General features: G+C 41.4%; 7 protein-coding genes. 3 read left to right on the plus strand and 4 right to left on the minus strand.

Annotated features, from left to right (window positions below; translation table 11 throughout):
* Nucleotides 1–131 precede the first annotated feature (131 nt).
* Together KTE19_RS12110 and KTE19_RS12115 are read right to left on the minus strand one after the other, a co-directional pair.
* Complete coding sequence (locus KTE19_RS12110) at nt 132–1,283, minus strand: MFS transporter (RefSeq protein WP_249778657.1); 1,152 nt, start codon at nt 1,281–1,283, stop codon at nt 132–134.
* 317 nt (nt 1,284–1,600) lie between these two features.
* Nucleotides 1,601–3,571, minus strand: coding sequence for a glycoside hydrolase family 127 protein (locus tag KTE19_RS12115; protein WP_217342383.1), 1,971 nt, complete (start codon nt 3,569–3,571; stop codon nt 1,601–1,603).
* A gap of 531 nt (nt 3,572–4,102) precedes the next feature.
* On the opposite strand from KTE19_RS12115, the gene KTE19_RS12120 reads away from it, so the two are divergent.
* From KTE19_RS12120 to KTE19_RS14070, 3 genes are all read left to right on the plus strand, one after another.
* Entirely contained in the window at nt 4,103–5,053 is a 951-nt protein-coding gene (locus tag KTE19_RS12120) for an AraC family transcriptional regulator (protein ID WP_217164970.1), read from the plus strand.
* Nucleotides 5,054–5,338: 285 nt separating this feature from the next.
* A complete protein-coding gene (locus KTE19_RS12125; protein WP_249778512.1) occupies nt 5,339–6,250 on the plus strand; it encodes a GH25 family lysozyme in 912 nt (303 codons plus the stop codon).
* Between the two features lie 6 nt (nt 6,251–6,256).
* Entirely contained in the window at nt 6,257–6,475 is a 219-nt protein-coding gene (locus KTE19_RS14070) for a hypothetical protein (protein ID WP_249778511.1), read from the plus strand.
* A 406-nt stretch (nt 6,476–6,881) separates the two neighbouring features.
* On the opposite strand, the gene KTE19_RS12130 is transcribed toward KTE19_RS14070, so the two are convergent.
* Entirely contained in the window at nt 6,882–7,085 is a 204-nt protein-coding gene (locus KTE19_RS12130; RefSeq protein WP_054748295.1) for a helix-turn-helix domain-containing protein, read from the minus strand.
* Nucleotides 7,086–7,094: 9 nt separating this feature from the next.
* Entirely contained in the window at nt 7,095–7,574 is a 480-nt protein-coding gene (locus tag KTE19_RS12135; RefSeq protein ID WP_249778658.1) for a DUF2975 domain-containing protein, read from the minus strand.
* Nucleotides 7,575–7,846: the final 272 nt, after the last annotated feature.

Here is a 7,846-nt window from a genome sequence, read left to right on the forward strand (position 1 = left end):
TGGGATAATTTTTCATAGCTTAAACTCGCTTTTTACATAGAAGTATATCAAAAATCATAGATCTTGGACAGCTTCTTAGATTGCTTTGCAGATCATCACAGGTCATCTAACAGAAAAAATCTCTTAGATCATTAGATTGTCTGTCTTGAAATTCTTGGTTTATTATTAGCCAATATTTTGGCCAACTCAACGATGCATACAACCGTCGCAATGATGCCAGCCGTAAAGAACAGGCTATGATCTGTCCCGCCCACGTTAATCAGTTTACTAACATATGGACAGAGAAAGTTAGCAGAATTGGTGCTGACCATCAATATCGTCGTTGCATCATTGCTATATTTTTGAGGCACAAATGACAGTCCCTTCGAAAAAATGAATGGAATGAAGAGACCAAAGCTGAAGCCTACGCCAAAGGCACCGATGAGACAGGTCAAGGACGACCCAGCAGCACTAATTGCGAAAACACTCACGGCTTCAATGAAAATTGAAAGTAGCAAAGTAAACTGCTTTGAAACGGCATAAACCATCCCATAAATCGAGCCACCGATTATTGTCCCAATTGACAGAATAACAACGGCACTAGATCCGACGGCCAAAGAACCAAAATTATTATTTAGTATATATGAAGGGAGCTTCACATTAACTGTCATATAAAAGACCATGACAATGAATAACACAATCCAGTAATAACCAAACTGGAACTTAGAAGTTAATGGTACTTTGGAATCAGTTTTCTGGGCATCCTGAACATCTTCATCATCAAATTTGATTTCGGGAACAAATATCAGATACAGCAGGAACAATGGAATACTAATCAGATAAAAGCCAAATGCCATTTTCCAATTTGCAACCATCAAGATGAGTCCCACCGCTAGTGCACCCCCAGCAGCCCCAAGGCCCTGAAAGGTATTCTGGAACCCAAGCAGTCTTTCCCGTTTTTGGCCGCTGTATAGACGATCAATCAAACTAATACAAAGGGCGTTGAATAATCCAATGCCGATTCCCATCAAAGCCCGCCCGGCCAATAGAAAACTGATGTTTGGCGCCGCCATCGAAACAATCGCTCCTAATGCAGTTAGCCCTGTTCCAGTGAGAACGATCTTCTTGGTGCCGATCTTTTTAATAATGAAGCTACTAATCACAATGAATACTGCCATCGTAAACGATGGGATTGTCACCGATAATTCTGCCGTTGCGGCAGTTGCCCCCGTCGACATCGGTAGTAATGATAATGCCAAAATGGAAAAAGCTACCATTTCAGGTCTTGTTTTCATAGTTTTCATAATTAATTGCCTCCAAATCAAATCCCACAGCCAATCGGATCACTCCAATAATTCCTCATAATCACTAGTATTATAGGGCATAACGGTCATAAGTGATATAGGAAGATGAGATTTTTTGATAATGAAAACGATATTATGCTTTCATTATCGATATAAGCATTGTCAAAACTAAGGAAAATTTACATTGGCTACCGAAAAATGGGACTATCCATTAGTTTTTAGTCAACAATTGTATTCTCATACAAAAAGAAACCACCAAAAAGTTTGCTCTTTTCAGTGATTCCTTGAATTAAAGTATTCAGTTAATCAATCTTGGGTTACTTATTCAACCAAACCCTCATTTGACCATTCTCACGGTTAGCCCATGCATAATATGGTACAAGGGTAAGTTCAGTCGAGTCAGAATCAACCGGCTTGGTCGCATCAACATATAGTGGCGCATTGTCGTCATCGATCTTTTGACGTTTGGCGGTAACCTTCACAACGCCAACACCATCTAAAAGCTTTTCATCATACTTATATTCAGTCTTAGCGCCTGGGGTGACTTCATAAAGCGAAAGTGGTGCCTGGTTGTCAGCCTGTTCTGCAGCGTAGACGATTGGCCCACGTTGAATGGCAACTTCATTAAAGTCATCGCTAACCCGGTTACTTGCACGCATGAATTTCACATCCATATCAAGCTTCAAATCAATGGTTAATGACTTGTCATCAACATTAAGATAGATAAAGCCGTCTTCTACAGGTAAGTCCTTAGCAGAACCGTTCACTTCTAAGTCAAAGTTAGCCGACCAACTCGGAATTCGGATGCCTAACTTGAATGACTTGTCGTTAGGATTTTCGATTTCGTAGTGAATGTCACCGCTCCATGGGAAGTGGTTAGTTTGAACAATCTTCAAGCCATCATCAAATTCAGCTTCATTTGAAATGAATTGGTGTGACAAGATGGTGTCACCGTTAACGGTGTACAGATACTCATCAACAGAGGTAATTAGCCGAGCCAAGTTAGCTGGGCAGCAAGCGCAGCCAAACCAGTCAGCCCGATGAGTCAAGACGTGTGATTTACCTGGGTTACCTTTTGAGGCCTTTGAGTCAGCTTCAAGTGGGTTTACATAGAAGAAGTGCTTGCCGTCAAGTGCCATGCCACTCAAGGCACCGTTGAACAATTCTTTTTCAAGGACATCCCCATATTCACCTTTGGCGTGAATATTTAACATTTGCCGAGCAAAGAATGACATTCCCACTGAAGCACAGGTCTCACCATAATCGGTATCGTTTGGCAAATCGTAGTCGTAGGTAAATGCTTCACCATTCGTGGTTTGACCAATGTTCCCAGTGATGTACATTTGCCGTTTAACGATATCGTTCCAGAAACGATCACAGGCTGCAAGTAAGTCCTTATCACCCGTGTAACGAGCCACGTAAGCCATTCCTGTGCAAAGATAAACAACGCGAACCGCGTGACCTTGAGGCACCTTTTGATCCTTGATTGGTTCTGCGGCCAAGTAGTATTCCCGAGGGAAGTCACGCATCCCAGCAATTAGATCACGGTCAGGGCTATCCCCATCAGCTTTAATCTGTTTATCGAAGAAGGCTGGGTCTTGACCCCGTTGATTCAAGAAGTAGTGAGCTAAGTCAAGATAACGTTTCTCGCCGGTTTCTTCGTACAAACGAGAAAGCGCAAGTTCAATTTCTGAGTGACCATCGTAACCGTGAATTTTGCCTTCTTCTAGGCCAAAGTTCTTGTCAATGCAGTCAGCCATGCGCTTTGCAATATCCAAGGCCTTTTGATTGCCGGTTTCGTGATGGTAAGCAACACCAGCTTCAATGTAATGACCCATTGTATAAAGTTCATGGGACTGTTGCAGGCGCTTGAATTTACGTTCGGGTGCATCAATTTGGAAGTAGGTTGAGAGATAGCCATCGTCTTCTTGGGCATCAGCAATCAAATCAATCAAATTATCAGTGATCTTCTTGAGATCTGGATTTGGGTGGTAGCCAAATGAGTAAGCTGCCGCCTCTAACCATTTATAGACATCGGTATCTTGGAATGGGAAGCCATAGTGATGGCCTTTCATCTGCCCAGCCGCAATCTTTAAGTTGGCAATGGCATGACTATTTATGTCTTGACCATTGTTTTGGGGATCTTCAGAAATTGAAATATCAGCTTCGTCGTTCATCACTTTCCATTGATAAGGAAGCACTTCTTTAACGACGAGTTCACGATAGCGTTTCCAAAAGTCTGAAGTAACTTTGACACTATTTAATTTTGGCGTTGAATAAACTTGCATTTTAATATTTCCTCCTAAAGGTATTGTTAATTAATTGTAAACGACATCACTATGCTTGAGTACTCGCCATATTGGCGTCAACCTTTGCATTTGAACTCATGGTGAAAACCACCGGCGCATATATAGAATTCATTTAACCGCTTTCATTTACGATTAAAATAAACCATCCAGCTAATTCCTAAATTTGAGGATCATTATTCAAGGAGGTGAACTTCTTGTTGGACTAGCCATCGACATGATTTTCAACTTCCTTTCTATCAAAGATTCCTCCGCCCAAAGAACTATTTCCTATCCATTTCCTATTTACAAGTTAAATAGTAACCGTTTTCAAAACAGAAAAAAAGGGCTATAATAGCAAAACAGGTGATGTAATCCGACCAGTTACTATTATGAGTTACTAATAAGTCGCTTATGAAATGCCTTTATGCATAATTTTATGATATCTGGCACTCATTTCCGACATTTGCTTACTTGACCCGTTTATGGATGTTTGGTGACTATTTCCGATTAAGTGTTAGGGAGGCGTTTATGATGTTATTTTCCACATTTACACTAGAAAAAACACTTCTATACTACAAGGGAGGTGAGTTTGTTGCCCATGGGCCTTGGCGTCATCGCAGAATGTATCATAAAGGCGATTATGAATTAATTTTGTGTATTAAAGGACCGGTTTATCTTCAAATCAACGACCAGCGGTATACACTGCAACCTCATGAAGTTCTGATTGTTCCGCCATTTACCACATTTTATGGGTATCAAGATTCCCCAGCTGACGTTGACTTTTACTGGCTGCACTTTTTCTCACAGCACAAAGAAGATACTGTGAATTCGGATGAAGATATCATGACGGCCGAAGTGAAGGCCAAGCAAAGTAAGAAGCGCAAAATTTTTTTACCAATGTATTTCAAGCTCCAAGATTATGAAGAAGCAACCATTCTCATTCATCAGATCTTGTCAATCCACAATGAGCTATCCTTTATTGAAGAGCGCGATTACCTTGTATCTGCTTTATTGATTCAACTATACAAATCTTACTTTAATCGCCCCGATGCTAGTAAGGATAGCACCCGCATCAATTACATGAAGGAGTGGATCCGGGCCAACATGTCCAGCACCTTGACGGTTGCCGGAATTGCCGATCGGATCCACCTCAATCCTGATTACCTAACCCGATTATTCAAACGCTACACCGGCATGACGACACTTCAATATCTGAATCACGTCAAAATCGAGGTTGCCACCTTATTACTTGTTCGGACAGAAATGCCAATCAAACAGGTTGCTGATAATTCATACTTCAATGATCCAAAGGTATTTATGCGCCGCTTCAAGAGTGAAATGGGCCTCTCTCCAAGTGAATACCGCAAGTCTTATAATTTGATTCACCTGAACAATCCCCACGTTGACCCACAAATTCCAATTCCAAAGCGGATTGCTGATTCGATTGACTATATCCCGGAAAATGGCGATATTCCTGAATAAATAGAGGAATTTATCATGAAATTTTTAAAAACCAGATTTGCTGGTCAGGTGATTCGCTCCTAATTTTTCCAACTTATTTTAATCGTAATTGCGTGGCGAGTTAGTACCCACCAGATGCCAATAATATTACAACGATTACAATTACCGCCGGAGTATTACTATTAATTTACTGGCGTTTTTCATTAGATCGCAAAAAGGATAAATCTAAGTGGAAATTCTTCTGTAAACCGGCTATTCGTGTTAGTATCACAAGTGAACACAATACTTAAATGAGGGTGAAAAAGTATGAAAATAAACCGAAAATCTGGTTTGGCAATTTTAGGATTAGTTGCAGGCGGAATATTAATGGGTAGTTCGATTAATGCAAACGCCGCACTTTATCCTTCAAGTAATTTACCAAAAACCGACATGGTTGATGTTTCCAGCTGGCAGGGCAATTTAACCGCCGCTGATTATCAAACCCTGGCCTCAAACGGGGTTAAAGCCGTCACGATTAAAGCCTCAGAAGGAACGGGATATGCGAATCCATACCTTTCCCAACAGGTGCAATACGCCCAACAAGCTGGCTTAAGCATCAATTTTTATCATTTTGCTCACTTTACTTCAACTGACCAAGCTCAAGCCGAAGCTCAAAACTTTATTAACGCTGTGAAATCAGTGACAAGTTCGACCAACGTTGTCATGGTCACCGATTTTGAATCAAGTGAACTGGCGCAAGTGTCAAAAGCTGACAATGATGCCAACCTGGCAGCATTTGACGCCGCATTGAACCAAGCTGGTTACAATAAGACCGATCTGTACACGATGGCAAGTTGGCTCGGAGTTCACGTTGATACCAATGCGACGAATGCTGGCTGGATTGCTGACTATCCGAACCAGCCCAGCGGCTCCAAATATCCCAACGCCAATGCCTGGCAGTGGGCATCTGATTACCGCTTCCCAAGTATCAACCAGAATCTGGATGTCAGCTCAATGAATAATGATTACTACTTAAATTCAGGAACCGTTAATACATCAGGTACTGCCACGTCGTCTTCCTCAAGCAGTAGCAGTGCCGCAAGTTCATCGAGTGCATCCAGCACGACGCCAACTTCCACCCATGCATCAAAGAAGCCCCAAGTTGTCTTGGTACCGGGTCCATCAGCCGGCAAACAATATTCGGCTTCGCGGTCTGCATCGGTTAAGTTGGTTTGGTGAAAGAACATGGGCAGACATTACTATACGACCACCAAGGGAGCGCGTTATTCCAAGCATCTTGGCACTCGTTACGGGTATAATTCAGCATTACCAAACGTCACTTGGGTCACCGATGCGCATGAGAAATTATATAAGAAGAATAGCGGTCATTATGCAATTTATTATCATGTCAAGAGCACCACGGGAAACCATGGTGGCTGGATTTGGAGAGGCTATCTGAAGTAGAGCGCGACAAGCCCTGGGTGATCCCGGAGCATAAGTTAAAGGGTCCAATGGTGAACGCCTTTTGTTCATCGTTGGACCCTTTAACTTATGCAGGAGGGATTAGGGGCGTCGGAGCGCATTTACTCAATGTAATGGCAAATTACTGGGTGATGCGATCCTGGATAGGTGCTTCAGACATCAAATAGGTAAGTTCTAAAATCAACGTGAAACTGGTAGTCATGGGTTTTTTTATTCGATCCTGACTACCAGTTTTATTTTGGCCTATTTTCTTACCAAATTATTTTAAATTCAATACACTCACTCGATTCAAAATCGGTTTGGAATTGCCATCACGTCTCGATAGTGATTTTTCGTCAGCGAATTTCCGAGCCTCTACCGCTCACAACAATCATGTTCCAACGAGTAATTATTCCCGATACTCCAACAAATCACCCGGCTGGCACATCAGCGCCTCACACAGTTTATCAAGGGTCGAAAACCGAATTGCCCGGGCTTTGCCAGTTTTTAAAATTGAAATATTCGCCATGGTGATGCCAACTTCCTTAGATAGTTCCGTAACAGACATTTTTCGTTTTGCTAACATCACATCTAAATTGACCACAATTGCCATTTTCTCACCTCACACCGTGTATTGACTTTCAAGTTTCAATTGAGTTGCCTTTTCAAGTAATTTTTCCAAAATTGCTGCGAAGACGGACACAACGAACGGAATCATTGCAACAATCGCCATCATCAAAACCAATCCAGGCGCGTCTTCAGCAATGGCAAGCTGATAAACCATTGGCAGGAAAAGAATGTAGCAAATCCCCATCCCCGCCAATGCATACTTAATTCGCTTAATTGCCTGGAGCGCCTGGCCAGAGAAAACATTATCATGATCAATTAATTGAAGAATTCGGTAAGCATATCCCTCAGCGATGTAGAAAAATACCGCGGATAGGTATAGGAAAAAAGCAAATACATATAATTCCCAACCAATTTGTGGGTAGATATCACTTAATTTTCCTAACGTCCGGGGAAATGCGATGCCGCAGAGCAACGCAATAATTATCCCAATACAGACTAACGATAACTTTAGGAACAGTGTTTTAATTTTCAAAATATGGCCTCCAATTATTTATTGATTTTCAATAAATAATAGTCGACTTTCAACTATTTTTATATGTTTTTCAATAAGTATTAGACTTCCTTAATGATTCATAAATCATGACACTAAATTGCCTAAGAGATTGAGACGAAAGGCAATTTGATCCCAAAATTTAAGCCAAAAAAAGTCATGCATTCTGGTTGTGAAGTGAACCCCAATAGTTGGAGATAATATTTAATAATTTTTAGGCACATAACTGGTCGTTGTGAATCCGGTATTCAACC

Origin of the sequence: Lentilactobacillus dabitei, assembly GCF_019061365.1 — a bacterium.
Classification (GTDB): domain Bacteria; phylum Bacillota; class Bacilli; order Lactobacillales; family Lactobacillaceae; genus Lentilactobacillus; species Lentilactobacillus dabitei.